We start from the raw sequence: 21148 nt of genomic DNA, 5'->3' as shown, positions 1-21148 counted from the left end.
TCGAGGTCGATTGCCAACACCTCGAGGCAAGCCGCATTCCCACTACTTCAGAAAGAGCGCCGCGGCAACCCGCTCGACCTCCAGGATACTGCTGAAAAGCTCCTCACCGAGAGCTCGTCGCAGATCGTTCTCGATGCTTGCCGCCAGATGGTCCGCCTCGTCGACCGTCTTCAGTCCGAGACGAGTGAGTCGAACTTCGACAAGCTTTCGATGAATGGGAGAGGCCTGGCGATTGATGAACCCTTTCCCTTCGAGTGTCGACAGCATGGTCGCGATCGACTGCGGTGTTCCCAAGCCGGCTCGCGAAAGCTGCGCCGCCGAACTTGGCTCGAGGTGCTTGACCGACAGGAGCGCGGAGTACTGCGGCACGGTGATTCCGAGCGGTTCGAGTGCGGCAGCCTTGGCGTCGATGAGCAGTCGCGTTATCCGCCTCAAATGTGTGCCGATCCGGTCATCGAGGACCTCGGACAATTGCCCAACGCCGTCGCTTTCCACCATCGCCCCTCCTTCTTGTCAGGGTTCGTAGGTGTCGCAGCCTACGTTCTCGAGATCTCCTCCACTTCAGGAAGCACCCACCTTAGCCGAACGCTGCGATATGACTGCTATCGACTACATGACAGAATGCTGCTACCTTCGCAAACGGGTGCCGCTGAGTCAGCACGCGAACAATCCCGAGTGCGGGTGACACCCGATGATCCGACTCTGTTGTGGGACAGGAGTTTCGATATGAGTGCATCCAATTTCGACGACCTCCGGGCGAACGACTGGTACGAGAGCACCAAGCGCGAAGTAGCAACCGACCAGGGGGTGTTGCGATATCACGAGGCAGGCGAAGGTCCGCCCCTTCTCCTCTTGCACGGCTCCGGCATCGGCGTCAGTGGGTGGCGTAATTACCGACACAATCTCGAAGTCTTCGCAACACACTTCCGTTGCTACATTCTCGAATTCCCAGGCTTCGGCATCAGCGACACCTTCGACGGACCGCCCATGGTGACGGCAGCCAAATCGGTAGTCCTTCTCATGGAGGCCCTGCGCATCGAATCTGCCGCGGTAGTAGGAAATTCGATGGGCGGTGTCGTCGGCGCGCAGGTGGCCATCAGGTATCCGCAACGTGTAACCAAGCTCGTGACCATTGGCGGGATAGGGCCGAACATCTTCAGCCAGAACCCAAGCGAGGGCACTCGACTGCTGCAAGAATTCGCGGACGGTCCCAGCCGTGAGAAGTTGGTTCGCTGGCTCGACTGCATGGTCTACGACCCAGCGGTAATCACCGAAGAGCGAATAGAAGAGCGATGGGACGCCTCGAGCGATCCTGCTTCGCAGGACTCGTTGTCCGCGATGTACGGCTCCAAGGCCTTCGCCGAGCGGCAATACGCGATGAGAAATTCGGAAGCGCCACCGTACTGGTCGATGCTCCACAAAGTGCAATGCCCGACGCTGCTTACATGGGGCAGAGACGACCGCCAGTGCCCACCCGATATGGCAATGATCCCGATGAGATGCATTCCTGATGCCGAGTTGCACATCTTCCCCAACTGCGGACACTGGGTGATGATCGAAGCCAAGGAGGCATTCGAGCGCGTCACAATCGAGTTCCTTCTTCGCTGATCAGTCGAGGGTCAGGCAGTCAGGTGATGCACGAAGCACCACCGCCAGTTCTCCCCCGGCTCGGCAGATTCCATGACGGGGTGGCCTGTCTCGTGGAAGTGCGCGGTGGCGTGCTGACGAGCCGAGGAGTCGCAACACCCGATGTGTCCACAATCCAGGCAGGCACGCAGCGCAACCCATTCCGTCCCGTCGCGGACGCACTCGTGACACGTGCCGTCGGTGTGCGTTTGCGCTTCCGGGTATCGGTCGAGGTCCTCGCATGCGACTCCGGGATGGCCACGCAGTTCGTTCGACGCTCGAATGTCTCGACGCGAATCGCTCGCCGCGTCGATCATCGATTCCTCGACGTCGAGCATCCCCAGCACTTCGCCGACGACCTCGGAAGGCACGGTTCCCGAGCTGCGGATCTCGAGAATTCGCTCGCGTTCCGCCTTGATCATTGTCAGCCGGACGCGGGCGTACAGCTCGCTGGGCGTCTCCTGATCGGCGGTGGTGCCGAGTCGTTCCCATGCCGCGGAGTTGCGCTGCTCCACGCGCTGGCGAACGAGCGTGTCGATGTCGTGAGGGTCCTCGTATTCGAGCTTGTCGAGCGCGGCGTACCCCGCTTTCGACGCCTGCTGCAGCAGGGTGGCGCGTGCCAACGCGTCGCCCATCGGATCCGGTGATGGGACCTTCAGACGCCGGGCGAGCAGCGGAAGCGACAGTCCTTGCAGGAACAGCGTTCCGGCCACGACCGTGAACGCAATGAGAAGCAGCACTTCTCGATCCTGGGTTCCCAACGGAATGATGAAGGCAGCGGCGAGCGTGACGACCCCGCGCATCCCGGCCCAGCCGATGAGCAGCGTGTAGCGCCACGACGGGACAGTCCCGGTCGCCAGATCGGCGCCCGGGCGTACCAGGGCATAACGGGAGACGAATACCCAGAAGATTCGAATCACGATGACGCCTGCGAGCGTGGCCACGCACACCGAGACGATGGTCAGGGGCGAAAGCGAACTCTTGGCGACGTCGCGGACGATCCACGACGCCTGTAGGCCGATCAGCAGGAAGACTGCATTCTCGAGAATGAACGCAATGGTTCGCCAGTTTATGCGCTCCGCGATCCGGGATTGCGCCGACTGCAGGATCGGGGCTTCGTGCCCGAGCAACAGCCCTGCGACGACAACGGCCAGGACGCCGGAGGCGTGGATCTCCTCGGCCAAGAGATACGCCGCGAACGGGACGACGAACGAAATTGCGGTGTCCAGCACCGGATTGGTCAGTCTGCGCCGAACCTTGGCGACGACATAGAACGTCACCAGGCCGACTGCAACTCCGCCGCCTGCCGCGATGGCGAAGTCGAGGCCGATCCGGCCGGCATTCACCGAATTGCTCAGCGCATAGATTGCCGTGCTCAGCGCGACGAGGGCGGTGGCGTCGTTGAGTAGCGACTCACCTTCGAGGATCGTCACTATCTGACGCGGCAAGCCGATTCTGCGTCCGATCGCAGAGGCAGCGACCGCATCCGGTGGTGCGACGACTGCACCGATCGCGAGCGCTGCAGGCCAGGAGATATTCGGCAGGATGGTGTGCACGATTGCGCCGACGCCGATTGCCGTGACGGCAACCAGTACCACCGACAGTAGAAGAATCGATCGGCGGTTGGCATTGATATCGACCAGCGAGGACTGGATCGCCGTCGCATAGAGCAGGGGCGGAAGCAGTCCGAGCAACACCACCTCGGGTTCGAGGTGGATCTCCGGCATTCCCGGCGCGTAGGACGCCGCGACCCCTACCACGATCAGCAGTAGGGGCGGCGGAACGCCCAGTCGCTCGGCCAGGCCCGCGACGGTGAGTACACCGACCGCGAGGGCCACGAGAAAGACAGCGATCTCCATAGCGAGTCATTGTCCCCGCATCCTCGCCGGACGGCGAAGTGAGGGACCCGTCTCAGGCCCGCTGGCTGGAGACGGACACCACCTCACCGGTCAGGTAGCTCGAGTAGTCGCTGGCCAGCATCGCGATGGTTGCTGCGATTTCCCACGGTTCCGCAGCGCGGCCGAAGGCCTCGTCCGCAGACAGTTGGTCGAGAAGATCCTCGGAGGTCACCTTGGCGAGGAACGCGTGCTTGGCGATGCTCGGTGCGACGGCATTGATCCGCACTCCGAATTCGGCTGCTTCGACGGCGGAGCAGCGGGTCAGCGCCATGACGCCGGCCTTCGCAGCGGCGTAGTGCGCCTGTCCCTTCTGCGCGCGCCAGCCGAGAACGCTTGCATTGTTGACGATGACGCCACCGTGACCGGCAGTACGGAAGTACCGCAATGCCTCTCGGGTGCAGCGGAATGTGCCGTTCAGCGTGATGTCGAGGACCCGATCCCACTGCTCGTCGGTCATGTCCACGACGGGGACTTCGCCACCGAGACCTGCGTTGTTGACGAGGATGTCGATGCGGCCCATCCGCTCGGCGGCCGTGTCGATGAGGTTGCGTACCTGCTCGGTGCTCGATACGTCGCACACCGCTGACTCGACTCGGGCATCGGGGAACTGCTCTGCCAAGCTTTCACGGGTGGCGTCGAGCCTGCGCTCGTGCCAGTCGGAAACGAGGACGTCCCCACCTTCGGCGAGTATCCGACGTGCGGTTGCCGAGCCGATGCCGGTTCCGGCTGCAGCGGTCACGACGGCGACCCGGCCGACGAGTAGTCCGTGGCCGGATATCTCGGCCGGTGGGGTGGACAGTAGTCCGGTCATGGACGCGCCTCTCGGGGTAGGCCGAGCACTCGCTCGGAGATGATGTTGCGCTGCACTTCGTTCGATCCGCCGTAGATGGTGTCGGCGCGAGTGAAGAGGTACAGCCGTTGCAGGTTGGTCAGTTCTTCTTCGTAGGTCAGTGAATTCGCACCGAGCACGTCCATCGCGAGCTCACCGAGTCCTCGATGCCAGTTGGCCCACAGGAGCTTCGAGACCGATGCCTCGCCGCCGCTCGTGCCGGCGTCGACGGTTGCCAAGGTGCGCAACGCGTGCGCTCGCATCACCGACAGTCCGATCCTCGCCCGTGCCAGCCGGTCGCTCAGAATCGGGTCCGCGGCCGAACCGTTGCGCTGGGCAATTGCCTCGATACCGTCGAGTTCGCGAGCGAAGCCGACCTGCTGCCCGAGGGTGGATACCCCGCGCTCGAAGGTCAGCGTTCCCATGGCGATTCGCCACCCGTCTCCGGGTTCGCCGACTACGAGTTCCGCTTCGGTTCGAGCATCCTCGAAGAACACTTCGTTGAACTCGGACGTTCCGGTCAACTGGTTGATGGGTCGAACGGTCACACCGGGTTGGTCCATCGGCACGAGGAGATACGACAGTCCGGCGTGCCGCTTGGATCCTGGCTCGGTCCGAGTGAGGACGAAGCACCAGTCGGCGACGTGCGCCAGCGAAGTCCAGATCTTCTGGCCGTTGATTACCCAGCCTTGATCATCGAGGCGCGCCGTCGTGGAGACGTTCGCGAGATCCGAGCCTGCACCGGGCTCCGAGTAGCCCTGGCACCAAAGTTCGGAGACCGTATTGATGCCGGGAAGAAAGCGCTTCTTCTGCTCCTCGGTGCCGAACGCGATGAGCGTCGGGCCCAGCAGTTCCTCCCCGACGTGGCTTACGCGCGCGGGCGCATCGGCCTTGGCGTACTCCTCGTGGAAGATCAACTGCTGATCGAGCGTCGCCGCCCGTCCGCCGTATTCCTCCGGCCAGCCGAGGCACGTCCATCCGGAGGCGGCGAGATGGCGATCCCACGCGAGCCGCTCTTCGAAGGCCTCATGCTCCCGCCCGGGTCCACCCAGCCCACGTAAGGCTGCGTACTCCCCGTTCAGATTCTCTGCCAACCATTGTCGAACCTCGGCGGCGAACTCCACATCGGACGCACCCGAGATACCTTGCCGAACCTGCCCCTGGCTTCCATCCACTTCAGTAGGATAACCTACCAAGCACTTGCTTGTTAACGAACCGCCCGAGGAGATCATGACTACGGAACCGAGCATCGGCCCGGACCCACTCCGACGTGCGGCAGGGCCGACCCCGATCAACACTCGTTACAAGTATTACGAGGCCCCCGGCAGGGCCTCCCGGATCGAACTAGGTAAGGAAATCCGATGAGCGAACCTGTGACATACGAAGTTGTCGACAAGATCGCGACGGTGACGTTGAACAGGCCCGAGTACCGCAATGCGCAGAACTCGGCAATGACCTACGCACTCGACGCCGCATTCACCCGCGCGACCGAGGACCCCGATGTAGCGGTGATCATTCTGGCGGGCAACGGCAAACACTTCAGCGCCGGACACGACATCGGTACCCCCGAACGCGACGTGGACGTTCACTTCGAGAACAAGGCCGTCATGTGGTGGGACCACATCGATCGAGTCGGTGGCGACCAGCGTTTCGCTCGCGAGATGGAGGTCTACCTCGGGATGTGCCGCCGTTGGCGCGAAATCCCGAAGCCGATCATCGCTTCGGTGCAGGGCGCCTGCATCGCCGGCGGACTGATGCTCGCGTGGGTGTGCGATCTGATCGTGGCCTCCGACGATGCATTCTTCTCCGACCCCGTTGTGCGCATGGGCATCCCGGGAGTGGAGTACTTCGCGCATCCGTGGGTACTCGGCACCCGTGCCGCCAAGGAAATCCTCTACACCGGCGACCGCTTCTCGGCACAGCGCGCCTACGAGTGGGGCATGGTTTCGCGCGTCGTACCGCGAGATGATCTGGAGTCGGAGACCCGCGCTCTCGCCGGACGCATCTCGGCGATGCCGCAGTTCGGACTTGCGTTGACCAAGAAGGCCGTCAACCAGTGCGAGGACCAGATGGGAATGCGCGCAGGCATGGACTCGGTATTCGGTCTCCACCACTTTGCGCATGCACACAATGCCGAGGTCGACACCGACTCCCTCGGCGGCATGAACGCCAAGACGATGAAGGAGAAGGGCAAGTAAATGGATCTCGATCTCGATGACTCCACAATTGCGTTCCGCGACAGCGTGCGCGAGTTCCTCGCCGAAAACATCCCCTCGGAGCCGCTCGCCTCGATGGACACGGCCGAGGGCTTCGAGCAGCACCGGCAGTGGGAGAACACCCTCGCCGACGCCCGCCTCTCCGTCGTCTCATGGCCGAGCGCACTCGGTGGCCGTGACGCTTCGTTGCTGGAATGGGTAATTTTCGAAGAGGAGTACTACGCCGCCGCCGCACCGGGACGCGTCGCACAGAACGGCATCTTCCTGCTCGCTCCGACGCTGTTCGAGTACGGAACCGAGGAACAGCGCGAGCGTTTCCTTCCGCGTATGGGACGCGGCGACGACATTTGGGCACAGGCTTGGTCCGAGCCCGAGGCCGGCAGCGACCTTGCGGGTATCCGCTCGAGCGCCAAGCAGGTCGAGGGCGGCTGGGTCCTCAACGGTCAGAAGACCTGGAGTTCACGCGCAAGCTTCGCCGACTGGGGCTTCGGTCTCTTCCGTAGCGATCCCGAAGCGCAGCGCCACCGCGGCCTGACGTACGTGATGTTCCCGCTGACCGCCGAGGGCGTCACGGTGCGTCCGATCCCGCAGCTCGACGGTGAGGCCGGTTTCGCCGAGATCTTCTTCGAAGATGTCTTCGTTCCGGACGCCGACGTCATCGGGCAGCCGAACGACGGATGGCGCGTTGCCATGAGCACCTCGAGCAACGAACGCGGACTCTCCCTGCGCAGCCCCGGAAGGTTCACTGCCGCAGCGGATCGCTTGATCGAGCATTGGAAGCAGAATTCCGATGCCGTGGCGAATTCGAACACCACCGATCGCGTCGTCGACGCATGGATCGGGGCGCGTGCGTACCGCCTGCACACCTTCGGCACGGTGACACGCCTGCAGGAAGGCGGAGCACTCGGTGCCGAGTCCTCGGTCAACAAGATCTTCTGGTCCGAACTCGACGTAGCACTGCACGAGACCGCACTCGACCTGCTCGGCGACGACGGCGAGCTCGACGGCTCCTGGCAGGACGGCTACCTCTTCTCCCTCTCCGGCCCGATCTACGCGGGTACCAACGAGATTCAACGCAACATCGTTGCCGAGCGTCTGCTCGGCCTTCCTAAGGCGGACCGATGAGATTCGCACTGTCCACTGAACAACAAGACTTCGCATCCAGTCTGCGTGAACAGCTCACCGGTTCGGCCGGGGCAGTTCGAGCCTGGAGCCGCGACGAACTCGAGCCGGGCCGCAAGCTTCTGCGCGGACTCGCCGACACCGGCGTCACCGGGTTGACCATCGAGGAGAACCACGGCGGTCTCGGCGCACATCCGGTCGACCTCGTCGTCGGATTCATCGAGATCGGACGCGCAGCAGCGCCCGGCCCACTGATCGAATCCGTCGCGGTGGCCCCGACACTGCTCGCGCCGTTCGGCGACCTCGCCGAGAAATGGCTTCCCGGGATTGCCGACGGATCTGCACTGGCATCCGTGGCAAGTCCTCGCGCACTGGACGCAGACGTCTGCGACCTCGTGCTGCGCGTGAGCGGATCACGGCTCGAGCAGGTACAGACAGGGACTCGTCGCAATTCCGTCGACACTGCCCGCAGGCTGTTCGAGGTTACCGACGGCTCGACGTTGGTCGAGGACCCCGCCGTCGCACAGGCCTGGGATCGCGCGTTCGATTTGGCAGCGTTGGCCTGTTCGGCGCAGCTTCTCGGACTCGGTCGCCATCTCGTGGATACGACCACCGAGTACGCCAAGGGCCGTGTGCAGTTCGGCAAGCCCATCGGCTCCTTCCAGGCGATCAAGCACCAGTTGGCCGACGCACTCATCGGTCTGGAAATGGCAATGCCGCTCATCTACGGCGCTGCTATCTCCATTTCCGACGGCAGCGAAGACGCATCCCGTGACGTGTCGGCCGCGAAGGTCGCCAGTTCCGAGGCTGCCTACCGCGCTTCCCGCGTCGCACTCCAGGTACACGGCGCGATCGGCTACACCGCCGAGTACGACCTGTCGCTGTGGCTGACGAAGGTACGGGCCCTGTACACCGCATGGGGAACCGTCGCTGCTCACCGCGCACGTATCGCGCACGCTCTGGCCGCCGTATGAACGGGGTAGGAGTGTTCACCGAAGAGCAGAACGATCTGCGGGTCATGGTCAGATCACTGCTCGACAAGCGCTCGGACATGCGCGCCGCGATCGACACCGACCGCGGCTACCAAGAGTCGCTGTGGCAGCAATTGTGTGAGGTCGGCATTTCGTCACTGGCAATTCCGGAAGAGTTCGGCGGAGCCGGATTCGGGGCCCTCGAATCGCACGTGGTGCTCGAGGAACTGGGTAGATCCCTGACACCGTCGCCGATGCTCGGTTCGGTCGTACTCGCAGGCCAGGCACTGCTCGTGTCCGGCGACCGCGAGGCCTGTGAGCGTTTGCTCCCCGGCATCGCCGAGGGCAGTTCCATTGCGGCGCTGTGCTGGGCCGGTTCGGTGTGGAGTGACGACGACGTCCCGGTGACCGTCACCGACGGAACTCTCACCGGTGTGGCGGAGTACGTCCTCGACGGTCTGTATGCCGATGTTCTCGTCGTCGCTGCTTCGGACGACGGCACGGTATCGCTGTACGAGGTGGACCCGTCCGCCGCAGGCGTCACCCGTCGCAACACTCCGACGATGGACCCCACGCGTCGACTGAGCACCGTCGAGTTCGCCGGCGTCACCGGGCGCAAGATCGACACCGCGCCCGGCACGCTCGCACAGGTTCGCGATATCGCTTGTACTGCACTGTCTGCCGATCAAATCGGTGCTGCTGCGGCAAGCCTGGACATGACCGTGGAATACAGTCGCACCCGGGTACAGTTCGGTCGCCCGATCGGAAGTTTCCAGGCGCTCAAACACCGCATGGCGGATATGTACGTACTGCTCGAGAGCGCACGTTCGGTGTCGTACGCAGCCGCGCGGTCACTCGCCGAGCAGCTTCCGTCGGCCCACGACGATGCGGGTGTGGCGAAAGTGCACTGCTCCGAAGCCCTCTCGCACATCGCCGCAGATTCGATACAGATTCACGGTGGCATCGCGATCACCTGGGAGCACGACGCACACCTGTACTTCAAACGGGCGCACGGCTCTTCACAGCTGTTCGGGCGACCGAGCGAGTACGTGAGCCGCTACGCTCCCGCCGCGGTGTAGTCGGACCGTCGCCGGCGGACCGAGCCGGCACGGCGAGGAGACTCAGCGGACGAAAATCGCCCCGGGTACACCCGGGGCGATTTTCGTCGTGGCTCGAATTACAACCAGGTGTCCGGAGACGACGCGGTAAGGAATGCTTCGAGATCGTCCCGCCATGGTGCGGGAACGGTCTTGTCCGGTTCGATACCGGTGTACTGGCCGCGGTAGAAGAGCAACGGACGCTCACCGGTGATCTCGCCGAGCGAGTGGACCCGACCGATAGCGATGTAGTGATCGCCACCGTCGAGAACCGTCTCCACCGTGCAATCTATGTGCGCGAGCGAGCCTGCCAGAATGGGCGAACCCAGTTCCGACGGGCTCCACTCGACACCTGCGAACTTGTCCGGCTCACGAGATCCGAAACGCGCACAGGTGTCCTGCTGCTCTTCACCGAGAACATTGACTGCAAATTTTCCGCTTCGTTCGATTGCCGCCCATGACCTGGAACCCTTCGTCGGGCAGAACAACACGAGCGGTGGATCGAGCGACAGCGCGGCGAACGACTGGCAGGCGAAGCCCACCGGGACGTCCTCGTCGACCGTAGTGATGATCGTGATCCCGGTGCAGAATTGCCCGAGAACAGTCCGGAACGTCCGGGGTTCGAAGTTCGCCACGTGTTCACTCACCTATCTGATTCCCACCGAGAAGTCGTGTCCCCACAGGCTCACGGCCGTACTTTCGCGGGCTACCCATTTCTCGTCTTCGACTTGTCTTCCTTCGCAGCCGAATTCGATGTCGAATCCGCCAGGCGTCTTCATGTAGAAGGACAGCATCAAGTCGTTGACGTGACGTCCCAGCGTTGCCGACATCGGAACCTTCTTACGCAACGCGCGGTCGAGTCCGAGTCCGACGTCGTCGGAGTTTTCGACCTCGATCATCAGATGCACGATTCCGCTCGGGGTCGGCATCGGCAGGAACGCCAAGCTGTGGTGCCTGGGATTGCATCCGAAGAACCGCAACCATCCGGGATCGCCGTCGGCGGGCCGACCCATCATCTGCGGAGGCAGACGCATCGAATCGCGAAGTCGGAAACCGAGGACGTCGCGGTAGAACCGCAGTGATGCGTCGTCGTCGTCGGTCGAGAGCACGACGTGCCCCAGGCCCTGTTCGCCGGTGACGAAAGTGTGGCCGTACGGGCTGACCACGCGCCGATGCTCGAGAGCCGCCCCATGGAACGCCTCGAGGGTATTGCCCGACGGGTCCTCGAACACGATCAACTCGTCTACTCGACGGTCCTGAATCTGCTCGGCGGTGCCCTCCTTGTAGGGAACACCGGCGCTGTCCAGGGAACTCCGAATGCTCTGCAGCTCGGCAGCATTGGCAGTTTCCCACCCGGATACGAGCAGTCGGTCCTTCTCACCCGGAACGATGACCAGCCGGGCCGGAAAATCGTCCATTCGTAGGTAGAGCGCGCCCGGGGTGAGGCCTTTGCCCTCGACCATGCCGAGCACCTTGAGCCCGTACTCGCGCCACGCGTCCATGTCGGTGGCCTCGATACGCATGTATGCCAGAGATCGGATACCCATCTCTCAGCTCCCCTCGGTAAGAAATGCAGCGGTCAAACGATTGAATTCCTCGGCCATTTCGACCTGAGCCCAGTGTCCGCATCGACCGAACACATGCAACTGCGCACGCGGAATCGTCTTGAGTGCCACCAGCGCACCGTCGATCGGATTGACACGGTCCTCGCGACCCCAGATCAGCAGCACAGGCTGGCGTAGCTTGTATGCCTCACGCCAGAGCATGCCCTTCTCGAAATCGGCGCCGGCGAACGACTTCCCCATGGCACGCATCGCGGCGATGGACTCCGGGGTAGACGCGGCGGCGTAGCGCTGCTCGAGTAGCTCCTCGGTGATCAGTGACTGGTCGAACACCATCACTTTGAGGAACGCCTTGAGCTTTTCCTTCGACGGCCCCGGCGGAGCACTGAAGTTGCCGAGATGCTTGACACCCTCGGTCGGGTCGGGGGCAAACAGGTTGATGCTCAATCCTCCGGGTCCCATGAGCACCAACCTGCCTGCGTTGGAGGGGAAATCGAGCGCGAATCGCACCGCGGTGCCGCCTCCGAGCGAATTTCCGAGCAGGTGGGCTTTCGCGATCCCGAGATGATCCAGCAAATCCTTGAGCGCAGACGACGAGTGCACGAAGTACTGCGGATGGTCGATCGGCTTGTCGGACAACCCGAATCCGGGCTGGTCTACGCACAGGACGTGGAACTGTTCCGCGAGAACAGGAATGTTGGCCGCGAAGTTCGACCATCCCGACGCGCCCGGCCCGCCGCCGTGCAGCAGCACGATCGTCGTATCGTTTCCGACGCCCGCCTCGTGGTAGTGCAGTTTCATGTCCGGACGAATCTGCGCGAACTTCGACGTCGATTCGTAGGTGATCTCCTGCGTGGCCGCGGTCATACCATCGTGTCCTTGAGCGGGAGGCCGAACTCGCCGCCACCGAACATCTGGTACGCGCGTTCCGGATCGTTTGCTGCATGCACTCGGCCTGCATGAGCGTCCCGCCAGAAGCGTTGCAGCGGAGCATCGTTCTGCAGTGCCGTCGCACCTGCGCTCTCGAACAGAAGGTCGATCGAGGCAACGGATCGGCCGGTCGCACGCACCTGATCGCGGCGAGCTCGCAGCCGAAGCTCGATCGGCACTTCCTCGCCTGCCTTCAACAGTGCGTACTCCTCGGCGACATTGCCCGACAACTGACGCCACGCGGCATCGATGTCGCTGCTGGCCTCGGCGATACGCACCTTCGCGAAGGGATCATCCTTACCGGTCTCGCCGACGAATGCCTTACGCACACGCTTGCCCTGATGCTCGACGTGCGCAGCGTAGGCACCTTCCGCCATTCCCACGATCGGGGCGGAAATGGTGGTCGGGTGAATCGTGCCCCACGGCATCTTGTACACCGGAGCAGTATTGCGCTCGAGCCCTTCGGCGGTGTGATCATTCATCTTTCCGAAGCTCAGCACTCGGTGCGACGGAACGAACTGATCCTCGACCACCACGGTGTTGCTGCCGGTTCCGCGCAGTCCGACGACATTCCACACGTCGTCGATGCGGTAGTCCTCACGCGGGATGAGGAACGTCACGAAGTCGACGGGTCGACCATCCTTGATGACCGGTCCGCCGAGCATCGCCCAGGTCGCGTGATCGCAGCCCGAAGACCACTGCCACGCACCGGATACCCGGTATCCGCCGTCCACGACGTTGCCCGCGCCCATCGGTGCGTACGAAGAGGAGATCCGAACATCGGTGTCCTGGCCCCACACGTCTTCCTGCGCCTGCTGTGGGAACAATGCGAGGTGCCAGTTGTGCACTCCGATGATGGAGGAGACCCAGCCGGTGGATCCGCAAGCACTGGCGATCTTTTTCACTGCGGTATAGAACAACTCCGGGTCTGCTTCGTAGCCGCCCCACTGCGCCGGCTGCAGCAAACGGAAGAAGCCGGTCTCCTGGAGTGCTTTCACCGACTCGTCGGGCAGACGCCGCAGATCTTCGGTCTCCTGCGCGCGCTCGCGCAGGGTTGGCAGTAAGGCGTCGATTCGAGCTAACACCTCGTGGCTGACGATCGGCTCCTGCGTCACGATTGACTCCTACCTTCTCAGTGGTTTCCTAGCAAGACTAGAACACGTTCTCTCATGTGTCGAGAACTCTTTTCCGCGCTTTCACTAGCCATTTCTACCGAAATTCTATAACGTGTTCTAGTAGTAACAGCTCGAGTAGACCGTGAGGGGTTCACATGGCAAAGATCCGAGAGATCGACGTCGGCAGTACACCGACCCGCTACGCACGTGGTTGGCATTGCCTCGGCCTCACCACAACGTTCACCGACGGCAAACCGCACTCCATCGAGGCTTTCGGCACCAAACTTGTCGTCTTCGCTGATTCGGCCGGAAAGATCGCCGTCCTCGACGGTTACTGCCGCCATATGGGCGGCGATCTGACCCAGGGAACGGTGAAAGGTGACGAGATCGCCTGCCCTTTCCACGACTGGCGTTGGGGTGCGAACGGCAAATGCGCGCAGATTCCGTATGCGAGGCGTGTCCCACCGCTCGCGCGTACCAGGACCTGGACGACGTTGGACCAGAACGGCCAGTTGTTCGTCTGGAACGACGCTGAAGGCAATCCGCCCCCGGAAGACGTCGTGATCCCGCGGATCGAGGGCGCATACAGCGACGACTGGACCGACTGGACCTGGAACTCGATGGTCATCAAGGGCGCCAACTGCCGCGAGATCGTCGACAACGTCGTCGACATGGCGCACTTTTTCTACATTCACTATGCCTTCCCGACGTACTTCAAGAACGTGTTCGAGGGCCATATCGCCTCGCAATACCTCAATACCAAGGGTCGTCCGGACATCGGAATGGCCTCGCAGTACGGCGGCGACACCCTGCTGAAGTCCGAAGCCTCGTACTACGGCCCCTCGTACATGGTCAACCCGCTGATGAACAGCTACGGCGGCTACGAGGTAGAGAGCGTCCTGATCAACTGCCACTACCCGATCGATCAGGACTCGTTCGTACTGCAGTGGGGCATCACGGTCAAGAAGCCGGATGGCATCGACGACAAGACTGCAACCAAGCTGGCGAACAAGTTCACCGAGGGCATCAGCGCAGGCTTCCTGCAGGACGTCGAGATCTGGAAAAACAAGACCAAGATCGACAACCCGTTGCTCTGTGAGGAGGACGGACCGGTCTATCAGTTGCGTCGCTGGTACGACCAGTTCTATGTCGACGTCGCCGATGTCGACGACAAAATGACCGGCCGGTTCGAGTTCGAAGTCGATACCAGCAAGGCCAATGAGGCGTGGCAGATAGAGGTCGACGAGAACCTCGCCAAGCAGAAGGCCGACAAGACCGAGAACGCCGACGTGTCATGAGCCTGAGCTGGGCCAAGGCACCGGACTTCGCGCAGGATCCGGAGCGAATCGAGGAAATTCACGCGCAGACGTTGCGCGACAAGGAAAACTATCTCGATTCGTCTCTCGCGCCCGTGGAATGCCGAGCATGTGGAACGAGCGTTCTGGTGCGCAAGAACAGTTCCAAGCAGACCTCGGTGCAGTGGACCACCAGGCCGGCCGATACCTGCCCGGTGTTTCGTGAGGCAGGGAACTCTGCCACGCAGGATTCGTGTCCCCGTATGCAGGACAGCATCGACCACGCGGTGATGGAAGGGATTCTGTCGGTCCCCTCCGACTAGACAGTTCCGCCGTGTAGGGGTCCAGCGTCGCTGGACCCCTACACGTTTCTCACATCGCTTGCCGGTACCAGCGCATGTGCACCTGCCCGACGGCCCGAGAAAACACAGTCCGCGAGCGAGAGTCCGCTGACGTAAGAATTCGAACACAGCCCGACAGCAGTGCGGCCGGCAGCGAACAATCCCGGAATAACCACTCCGCCAGCATTTTTCACACCTCCAGTGTCCTCATCGACAATGAGTCCACCGAGGGTGATCATCGGGCACGGATTCATCATCTTCGCGATCGCCGAGCCGCCAGGAATGCCCGCATCGAAGAGCGTGAACGGCGCCGCGAGGACGGGACGTCGGAAGTCGTCGTGCTTGCCCATCGGATCTGCGATTCTCGACGCGATGGCCTCGTTGTGTCGGTCCACTGTCTCCTGCAGTCCTGCGGGGTCGAGACCGGCAGCGCGCGCCGCTTCTTCGATCGTATTTCCACGCCGGGCCGTGCGCATCAGCCCGGCATTCTGGACTCGCTGGAACCACATCGCTTGCTTGGGTAGTTGAGCTTTGGCGTCCCGCACGAGATCCGCATCGGCGAGCAACCAGCCACGGCCGCCGCCCTTCTCGACGATGGCGTGACCGAGGGCAGCGCCGTAACGAGATTCGTCGACCATGCGCTCACCAGCCCGATCGACGAGCAGGGAGCCGAGGAACGGGACTGCGGGGACGATGAACCGCCAGGCCGAGATGTTGGCCAACTTTGCCGTACCTGCGCCGACGTCGGTGGCCAAGCCGATGCCACTGCCGTCGTCACCTGCCGTTCCGAGTGCAATTCCACCGGTGTATTTCGGTGCGTGCGTCTTCATCATCGTGCGGTTCGCGGCGAACCCACCCGCGCTGAGGATGACGCCTCCACGCGCTCGGATGCGGACCAGACGGCCGTACTTCTTCTCGATCCGAGCGAGTCTGCGCTCGAGCAGGTAGCGAAATTGCGGGGCATAAATGCCCGGCTTCGCGGAGAGTAAGCCGATCCTTTTGTGAGCCAGCCGGATTCGAGCGGGCGCATCCTTCAACGTCCGACTCTCGATGCCTACGACTCGGCCATCCTCGACGACAAGCGAGACCGCGCGAGTCTGCGGTATCAAGTGCACACCCGCATCCCGCGCAGATTTCGCCATCGGACCGTACAACATCTTCCCCGAGGTGCCCTTGCCCTTGGCCCGATGTCCGCGCGGCGCAGGCGTGGCCACCTCTCGAAATTCCCCTGCGGCCTCACTGCCCGAGTAGTAAAGGTAGTGACGATTGGTGGGATACGAAGTCTTGTAAGGGCACAGCGACGCTTCGAACGGCACACCGTGATGGGAAAGCCACTCGATCATCTCCGGGCTCTGATCGCAGAACTTTCGCAGGGTGGCCGGGCTGACGGCGTCGCCGACCTCCTTGGTCAGGTACGCGAACATCTGCTCGGGGCTGTCCTCGACTCCGGCCTGCCCCTGAACGGACGTACCACCGCCGGCGTAGACCACTCCCCCCGAGATCGCGCTGGCACCGCCACCGGCGTACCGATCGAGTGCGATGACGGAACTGCCCGCGGCGACGGCCTCGAGCGCAGCCGCTGCACCTGCCACACCGAACCCGACGACTACGACGTCGGCGTATAGATCCCAGCTCACGTGAAACCTCCCGAACACGAACTGCAACGTGTTTTTGTTCTGGAATCGATTTTCATCAATTCTTCCTGGCAGAAAGCATGGACTGACACCCACATCATTCTATAACGTGTTCTACATGAACAAGCAGGAATACGACATCGTCGTGGTCGGTAGCGGCGCGGGCGGAATGACGGCGGCGCTCACCGCAGCACATCGAGGACTCAGCGTCGTCCTCATCGAGAAGGCAGCAAAGTTCGGCGGATCCACCGCCCGGTCGGGTGGCGGTGTGTGGGTCCCGAACAACGAAGTACTCGAACGCGACGGCGTCGACGACACCCCGGAGGCCGCGCGCGACTACCTACACGCGATCATCGGCGACGTCGTGTCCAAGGAACGCATCGACACCTATCTCGAACGCGGACCCGAAATGCTGAGCTTCGTGTTGAAGAACTCGCCGCTGAAAATGCAGTGGGTCCCGGGATATTCGGACTACTACCCGGAAGCACCGGGCGGACGGGTCGGCGGACGATCGGTGGAACCGACTCCGTTCGACTCCACCTGCCTGGGCTCCGAGGTCGACAATCTCGAACCCGATTACGGCAAGGCGCCACTGAACGTGGTGATCACTCAGGCGGACTACCGGGCGATCAACCTTCTGCGACGCCACCCGAGCGGACTGGCCCGCGTGATGCGCGTCGGGATGCGCTGGATGGGCGCCAAGCTCACCGGCAAGCACCTACTCGGCCGCGGCCAAGCACTGTCCGCCGGACTGCGTGCCGGCCTCCTCGACGCCAACGTGCCGGTGCTCCTCGAGACTCCGATGACAGACTTCCACGTCGAGGACGGCCGTGTCGTCGGCGTCGTCGTGGGCGGTTCCGACTCTGTCATCAGGGCCAAGCTGGGCGTCGTGCTGGCGTCGGGTGGTTTCGAGCACAACGCGGAGATGCGTAAGAAATACCAGCGTCAGCCGATCGGGACCGAATGGACGGTCGGCGCTGCGGCCAACACCGGCGACGGTATCACGGCAGGCCAAAAGCTCGGTGCGGCAGTAGATCTCATGGACGACGCCTGGTGGGGTCCTTCGATTCCGCTGACCGGCGGCCCGTGGTTCTGTATCGCCGAGCGCACGCTGCCCGGCGGCATCATGGTCAACACCGCAGGAAAGCGTTTCCTCAACGAGGCGGCACCCTACGTCGAGGCCGTGCACATGATGTACGGCGGCGAGTACGGCATCGGTGAGGGTCCCGGCGACAACATCCCGACATGGATGATCATCGACCAGCGCTACCGCGATCGCTACATCTTCGCCGGGCTGACCCCGAAGAAGCGGTTCCCCTCTCGTTGGTTGGAGTCCGGTGTGGTCGTCAAAGCCGACACCGTCGCCGAACTTGCAGAGAAGACGGGCATGCCCGTCGAACAGCTCACCGCAACGGTGGAGCGCTTCAACGGATTTGCACGCAGCGGAGTCGACGAGGACTTCCGTCGAGGCGACAGCGGCTACGACAAGTACTACGGAGACAAGACCAACAAGCCGAACCCGAGTCTCGGCGTGATCGACAAGCCGCCCTACTACGCCGTGAAGATGGTGCCTGGCGATCTGGGCACCAAGGGCGGGCTCGTCACTGATGCCGACGCCCGGGTACTGCGCGAGGACGGAAGCGTCATCGACGGTTTGTACGCAATCGGCAACGCCAGCGCCCCGGTGATGGGCCACACCTACGCGGGCCCTGGCGCAACCATCGGACCCGCGATGACGTTCGGCTACCTGGCCGTTCTCGACATGGCGAGCAGGGCGTCTCAGTGAGCATCGATCCCGACCTCGCGATCGGCGCCGAGTTACCGGCGGAAGAGTTTTCGTGGACTGCGAACGACGTGCAGACATTCCACCTGGCGGTCGGGGCCGGTGGGTCCCCCACCGACCCTCGCGAACTCCGCTACTTGGACGACGCCAAGCCGAAGGTGCTCCCGACCTTCGCGGCAGTGGCAGCCACCTTCCACGAGGTCGAAGCACCTCGGGTGCAGTTCCCCGGTGTCGACATCGACCTCGCCAAGGTGGTGCACGGCAGTCAGGGCGTGACCGTCTCCGGTCCCATTCCTGCTGCCGGACAGGCCCGGACGATCACTCGCATCACCGATATCTGGGACAAGGGCAGCGCAGCAGTCATCGTGCAGGAGAAGATCACGACCTCGCTCGACGGCACCGAGCTGTGGCGGGCGAGGTCATCGATCTTCGCCCGAGGTGAAGGCGGCTTCGGTGGCGAGAGAGGACCGTCCAACAAGGCCGTTCTACCCGAACGGGCGCCGGACGCCGAAACTTCGATAGCGATTCTGCCGCAACAGGCATTGATGTACCGCATGTGCGGCGATCGCAATCCACTGCACTCCGATCCCCAGTTCGCTGCCGCTGCAGGGTTTCCCAACCCGATTCTGCACGGTCTGTGCACATACTCGATGGTGTGCAAGGCCGTCACCGACACGGTCCTCGACGGTGATGTCGACGCAATCAGCAGTTTCGACGCCAGGTTCGCAGGCGTCGTCTACCCTGGCGAGACCTTGGCCTGCCGTATCTGGCTCGAAGGCGGTAGATATTTGATCAGCGTCACCGTTCCCGCACGAGAGAACGCGCCGGCCCTCGCCGATGTCGTATTGACAACCCGCTAAACCCATTTCGTATCTTCGAGACGACGGAGTACTCAGCACTATGTCCGATCTGAACCGCCGAAAATTCATCGCCGCAGGCGCGGGCGCACTCGCGGTGGCATCCGTGATGCGCGCCGCCCCTGTGGGTGCCGTGCCTTTCGGCAGCCCTGAAAGCACCATCCCACCACCCCCGAACTTTCCGTCGGGAATTCCCCTCTACCAGCAGCGTTATCAGAACTGGTCGAAGGAGATCATTCTCGACGCCATCTGGACCTGTTCCCCGGCCACACCGGACGATGTAGTTCGACTGGCGAATTGGGCCCATGAGAACTCGTATCGCATCAGGCCGCGTGGCGCGATGCATGGGTGGACGCCGTTGACGATCGTCAACGGCGAGAACCTCGACCGGGTCGTACTGGTCGACACCATGGTTCATCTGAACGGGATTTCCGTCGACCCCGCAGATTCGGATCGTCCTGCAACGGTGACCGCCGGTGCCGGCGCGACCCTGGAGGCGATGCTTCAGCAACTCGAGAACAACGGTCTCGGCTGGGTCAGCGTGCCCGCTCCGGGAGTACTGTCCATCGCAGGCGCGCTGGCCGTCGATGCCCATGGTGCTGCGATTCCGGCCGCAGGTGAGATCCCAGTACCCGGAACCACGTACGGTTCGTTGAGCAATCTGGTGACCGCTTTGACCGCTGTCGTCTGGGACGGTGACGCCTATGCTTTGCGCTCGTTCGATCGATCCGACCCGGAAATTACGCCACTACTGACACACCTGGGTCGCGTGTTCCTGACTTCTGTCACGATGATGGCCGGTGCCAATCCACGTATGCGCTGCCAGAGTTATACCGACATCGGTTGGCGCGAAATGTTCGGCGAACCAAGCGCACCGGGACGGACATTCGAGAGTTTTCTCAAGCAAACCGGTCGCGTCGAGGCCATCTGGTATCCGTTCACCGAGAACCCATGGCTCAAAGTTTGGTCGATCTGCCCCGAAAAGCCTTTGACGGCACGCGAGGTGACCGGTCCGTACAACTACATCTTCTCCGATAATTTGCCCGAGATCGCGTCCGACCTGATCGGACAGCTGACTGCCGGAGTAACCTCCATCGCACCCGCTTTCGGGCAGTTCTTCTACACCGCCACTGTCGGGGGATTGGCTGCGACGGGGTCGAACGATCTGTGGGGATGGGCGAAGAACGTCCAGTTCTACATCAAGCCCAGCACTCTTCTGTTGACCGAGGGCGGTGGAGCGGTCATCACCAGCCGCGACAACGTCGCGCGGGTGATCCACGACTTCACCGTCTGGTTCGAACAACGGGTGTCGTACTACCAATCGATCGGCCAGTTTCCGATCAACGGTCCAGTGGAAATCCGCTGTTGCGGCATGGACGCAGAGTCGGATCTCCTCGTCGATTCTGCTGGGCCACCGACGATCTCGGCAATGCGGCCGCGACCCGACCATCCCGAGTGGGACACTGCCATTTGGCTCAACGTGCTCGGCGTCCCCGGCACACCGGGGATGTTCGCCTTCTATCGCGAGATGGAACAGTGGATGCGCTCGCATTACACCGGCGGCTGGGCGACATTCCGTCCCGAATGGTCGAAAGGTTGGGCGTTCAGCACCGAGCTTCCGTACAAGGATGCGGACGTGATCGAAAACATCCTGCCCGACACTTATCGTGAAGGGGTGCCCGTCAGCGAGAACTGGGACACCGCGCGGGCCACGTACAACGACCTCGATCCACACCGGATCTACTCGAATTCCTTCATCGATCAACTGCTTCCCTGAGTCGAACATCTCACTTTCCCGGCTTCCCACATTCTGCGTTCGAAGTGATTCGAGTTGCGAAGTGTGGGAAGTTGGGCAGTGATGAGAAACCGACG

General features: G+C 62.6%; 20 protein-coding genes. 11 read left to right on the top strand and 9 right to left on the bottom strand.

The annotated features are described in order from the left end of the window. Positions 1-42: 42 nt before the first annotated feature. Positions 43-498, bottom strand: a complete 456-nt coding sequence (locus tag ABIB36_RS08295) for a MarR family winged helix-turn-helix transcriptional regulator (RefSeq protein WP_354559805.1) — start codon at positions 496-498, stop codon at positions 43-45. Between the two features lie 228 nt (positions 499-726). Here ABIB36_RS08295 and ABIB36_RS08290 point away from each other — a divergent pair, with 228 nt between their 5' ends. Further along, positions 727-1608 (top strand): alpha/beta fold hydrolase, encoded by an 882-nt coding sequence (locus ABIB36_RS08290; protein WP_354559807.1) that lies wholly within the window; start codon positions 727-729, stop codon positions 1606-1608. Between the two features lie 11 nt (positions 1609-1619). On the opposite strand, the gene ABIB36_RS08285 is transcribed toward ABIB36_RS08290, so the two are convergent. The 3 genes from ABIB36_RS08285 to ABIB36_RS08275 are packed head-to-tail and all read right to left on the bottom strand — an operon-like array spanning position 1620 to position 5528. Continuing rightward, entirely contained in the window at positions 1620-3485 is a 1866-nt protein-coding gene (locus tag ABIB36_RS08285) for a Na+/H+ antiporter (RefSeq protein WP_354559809.1), read from the bottom strand. Between the two features lie 52 nt (positions 3486-3537). Continuing rightward, positions 3538-4335 (bottom strand): SDR family oxidoreductase, encoded by a 798-nt coding sequence (locus ABIB36_RS08280; protein WP_084345461.1) that lies wholly within the window; start codon positions 4333-4335, stop codon positions 3538-3540. Next, the gene (locus ABIB36_RS08275) at positions 4332-5528 is read right to left on the bottom strand and encodes an acyl-CoA dehydrogenase family protein (protein ID WP_256895474.1); all 1197 of its coding nucleotides are present in this window, start codon (positions 5526-5528) and stop codon (positions 4332-4334) included. The genes ABIB36_RS08280 and ABIB36_RS08275 overlap by 4 nt, the downstream gene beginning before the upstream one ends. Before the next feature lie 55 nt (positions 5529-5583). Between ABIB36_RS08275 and ABIB36_RS08270 the strand changes: the two genes are divergently transcribed. From ABIB36_RS08270 to ABIB36_RS08250, 5 genes are read left to right on the top strand one after another with little or no spacing between them, the layout of a single operon-like run. Then, the gene (locus ABIB36_RS08270) at positions 5584-5718 is read left to right on the top strand and encodes a hypothetical protein (RefSeq protein ID WP_256895475.1); all 135 of its coding nucleotides are present in this window, start codon (positions 5584-5586) and stop codon (positions 5716-5718) included. Further along, complete coding sequence (locus ABIB36_RS08265) at positions 5715-6551, top strand: enoyl-CoA hydratase (protein ID WP_084345462.1); 837 nt, start codon at positions 5715-5717, stop codon at positions 6549-6551. Before ABIB36_RS08270 ends, ABIB36_RS08265 begins: the two co-directional genes overlap by 4 nt. Next, positions 6552-7694, top strand: coding sequence for an acyl-CoA dehydrogenase family protein (locus tag ABIB36_RS08260; protein ID WP_084345463.1), 1143 nt, complete (start codon positions 6552-6554; stop codon positions 7692-7694). Then, positions 7691-8665 carry an acyl-CoA dehydrogenase family protein gene (locus tag ABIB36_RS08255; protein WP_084345464.1) on the top strand — a complete coding sequence of 325 codons (975 nt, stop codon included), beginning with the start codon at positions 7691-7693 and terminating at the stop codon, positions 8663-8665. The genes ABIB36_RS08260 and ABIB36_RS08255 overlap by 4 nt, the downstream gene beginning before the upstream one ends. Next, positions 8662-9741, top strand: a complete 1080-nt coding sequence (locus ABIB36_RS08250; protein ID WP_354559811.1) for an acyl-CoA dehydrogenase family protein — start codon at positions 8662-8664, stop codon at positions 9739-9741. The genes ABIB36_RS08255 and ABIB36_RS08250 overlap by 4 nt, the downstream gene beginning before the upstream one ends. A gap of 98 nt (positions 9742-9839) precedes the next feature. Here ABIB36_RS08250 and hsaB read toward each other — a convergent pair whose 3' ends face one another. Genes hsaB through hsaA form a run of 4 tightly spaced genes read right to left on the bottom strand, consistent with a single transcriptional unit; the run spans position 9840 to position 13366 of the window. Beyond that, positions 9840-10406, bottom strand: a complete 567-nt coding sequence (gene hsaB / locus ABIB36_RS08245) for a 3-hydroxy-9,10-secoandrosta-1,3,5(10)-triene-9,17-dione monooxygenase reductase subunit (protein ID WP_084345466.1) — start codon at positions 10404-10406, stop codon at positions 9840-9842. Beyond that, positions 10407-11306: an iron-dependent extradiol dioxygenase HsaC gene (gene hsaC / locus ABIB36_RS08240; RefSeq protein ID WP_354559814.1), complete on the bottom strand. Its 900-nt coding sequence runs from the start codon at positions 11304-11306 to the stop codon at positions 10407-10409. It abuts the gene before it with no gap. Between the two features lie 3 nt (positions 11307-11309). Continuing rightward, entirely contained in the window at positions 11310-12188 is an 879-nt protein-coding gene (gene hsaD, locus ABIB36_RS08235) for a 4,5:9,10-diseco-3-hydroxy-5,9,17-trioxoandrosta-1(10),2-diene-4-oate hydrolase (RefSeq protein WP_354559816.1), read from the bottom strand. Next, complete coding sequence (hsaA, locus tag ABIB36_RS08230) at positions 12185-13366, bottom strand: 3-hydroxy-9,10-secoandrosta-1,3,5(10)-triene-9,17-dione monooxygenase oxygenase subunit (RefSeq protein WP_256895476.1); 1182 nt, start codon at positions 13364-13366, stop codon at positions 12185-12187. The genes hsaD and hsaA overlap by 4 nt, the downstream gene beginning before the upstream one ends. Before the next feature lie 155 nt (positions 13367-13521). Between hsaA and ABIB36_RS08225 the strand changes: the two genes are divergently transcribed. Together ABIB36_RS08225 and ABIB36_RS08220 are read left to right on the top strand one after the other, a co-directional pair. Beyond that, positions 13522-14664 (top strand): 3-ketosteroid-9-alpha-monooxygenase, oxygenase component, encoded by a 1143-nt coding sequence (locus ABIB36_RS08225; protein WP_084345469.1) that lies wholly within the window; start codon positions 13522-13524, stop codon positions 14662-14664. Beyond that, complete coding sequence (locus tag ABIB36_RS08220; RefSeq protein ID WP_084345470.1) at positions 14661-14984, top strand: hypothetical protein; 324 nt, start codon at positions 14661-14663, stop codon at positions 14982-14984. Before ABIB36_RS08225 ends, ABIB36_RS08220 begins: the two co-directional genes overlap by 4 nt. A gap of 38 nt (positions 14985-15022) precedes the next feature. Here ABIB36_RS08220 and ABIB36_RS08215 read toward each other — a convergent pair whose 3' ends face one another. Next, positions 15023-16639 (bottom strand): FAD-binding protein, encoded by a 1617-nt coding sequence (locus tag ABIB36_RS08215; protein WP_354559818.1) that lies wholly within the window; start codon positions 16637-16639, stop codon positions 15023-15025. Between the two features lie 115 nt (positions 16640-16754). Between ABIB36_RS08215 and kstD the strand changes: the two genes are divergently transcribed. The 3 genes from kstD to ABIB36_RS08200 are packed head-to-tail and all read left to right on the top strand — an operon-like array spanning position 16755 to position 21053. After that, positions 16755-18422, top strand: a complete 1668-nt coding sequence (gene kstD / locus ABIB36_RS08210; RefSeq protein WP_179142176.1) for a 3-oxosteroid 1-dehydrogenase — start codon at positions 16755-16757, stop codon at positions 18420-18422. Further along, positions 18419-19279, top strand: a complete 861-nt coding sequence (chsH3, locus tag ABIB36_RS08205; protein WP_354559821.1) for an enoyl-CoA hydratase ChsH3 — start codon at positions 18419-18421, stop codon at positions 19277-19279. Before kstD ends, chsH3 begins: the two co-directional genes overlap by 4 nt. A gap of 40 nt (positions 19280-19319) precedes the next feature. Then, positions 19320-21053, top strand: coding sequence for a cholesterol oxidase substrate-binding domain-containing protein (locus tag ABIB36_RS08200; RefSeq protein ID WP_084345473.1), 1734 nt, complete (start codon positions 19320-19322; stop codon positions 21051-21053). Positions 21054-21148: the final 95 nt, after the last annotated feature.

Origin of the sequence: Rhodococcus sp. UYP9, assembly GCF_040547235.1 — a bacterium.
GTDB lineage: Bacteria > Actinomycetota > Actinomycetes > Mycobacteriales > Mycobacteriaceae > Rhodococcoides.
Note: the sequence above shows the minus strand (reverse complement) of the source record. Positions and strands in the feature narration are given on the sequence as shown.